This window comes from Heliorestis acidaminivorans (assembly GCF_008933955.1).
GTDB lineage: Bacteria > Bacillota > Desulfitobacteriia > Heliobacteriales > Heliobacteriaceae > Heliorestis > Heliorestis acidaminivorans.
Genome location: NZ_WBXO01000032.1, coordinates 1 through 1246 on the forward strand (window position 1 = coordinate 1; position 1246 = coordinate 1246).

2 tRNA genes and 3 rRNA genes are annotated in these 1246 nt (G+C 47.1%); all 5 read left to right on the forward strand.

Annotated elements, in window-relative coordinates:
* Positions 1-151: 151 nt before the first annotated feature.
* Positions 152-268, forward strand: a 5S ribosomal RNA gene (gene rrf / locus F9B85_RS14025).
* Between the two features lie 7 nt (positions 269-275).
* Positions 276-352, forward strand: a tRNA-Ile gene (locus tag F9B85_RS14030).
* Positions 353-360: 8 nt separating this feature from the next.
* Positions 361-436, forward strand: a tRNA-Ala gene (locus F9B85_RS14035).
* Positions 437-584: 148 nt separating this feature from the next.
* Positions 585-701, forward strand: a 5S ribosomal RNA gene (gene rrf, locus F9B85_RS14040).
* 238 nt (positions 702-939) lie between these two features.
* Positions 940-1246, forward strand: a 23S ribosomal RNA gene (locus F9B85_RS14045); the annotation flags it as partial.

Genomic DNA, 1246 nt, shown 5'->3' on the forward strand with positions numbered 1-1246 from the left:
TCAGAGGAAGCAAGAAGAGAAAGGCTGGTAGTCATAGACGCACGGCTAACTTATACAACTGTTTGATTTTGAGGGACTGGAAAACATTACAGGTTGATTATATAGGTCAACTCTAATATACTTCTAGTTCCGATAGAAAAACACAATATGATCTGGTGACGATGGCGGAGGGGTTACACCTGTTTCCATCCCGAACACAGTAGTTAAGTCCTCCAGCGTCGATGGTACTTGGGGCGTTGGCCCCTGGGAGAGTAGAACGTTGCCAGATCCAACAAGGGCCTATAGCTCAGCTGGCTAGAGCGTACGACTGATAATCGTAAGGTCGATGGTTCGAGTCCATCTAGGCCCACCATACACAGTGGGGGTGTAGCTCAGCTGGGAGAGCACCTGCCTTGCAAGCAGGGGGTCAGCGGTTCGATTCCGCTCATCTCCACCAACTTTATTATTAGACACCTGAAAACGCTAGGGTCGATAAGACTCTCGCGATTTTTTGTGGCTCAAATAATAAAGGGAAACACTGTAAAATAGTAAAAAACATTACAAATCATTGTGACAAAAGCAAAAACTCAAGAAAATCAAAAAGATCTGGTGACGATGGCGGAGGGGCTACACCTGTTCCCATCCCGAACACAGCAGTTAAGTCCTCCAGCGTCGATGGTACTTGGGGCGTTGGCCCCTGGGAGAGTAGAACGTTGCCAGATTGGGTAAAAACCCAAAACAAAATTGTTCCTTGAAAACTGCACAGAGAAAAGTAAAGCGATGTAATAACTATGGAATTAAAAGCCAACGCAAAGTTATCTTTGCAAAATGGTCTTAATTTCATGACAAAGGAAGTTCTTCGCCAACGACCATCCATGGTCGCGAAGAACAACCTGATATGTAGGAAGTTAATCGCCTACGGCCATCCATGGCCGCGATTAACAACCTAACATCCGTTTAGGTTAAGTTAATAAGAGCATACGGTGGATGCCTTGGCGCTGAGAGTCGAAGAAGGGCGTGGTAAGCTGCGAAAAGCCACGGTGAGCCGCAAGCAGGCGTAATACCCGTGGATACCCGAATGGGGCAACCCACCTAGAGTCATATCTAGGTATCGTACACTGAATACATAGGTGTACGAAGACAACCCGGGGAACTGAAACATCTAAGTACCCGGAGGAAAAGAAATCAAACGAGATTCCCCCAGTAGCGGCGAGCGACCGGGGAAGAGCCTAAACCATACTTCTTTGAAGTATGGGGTTGCGGGACT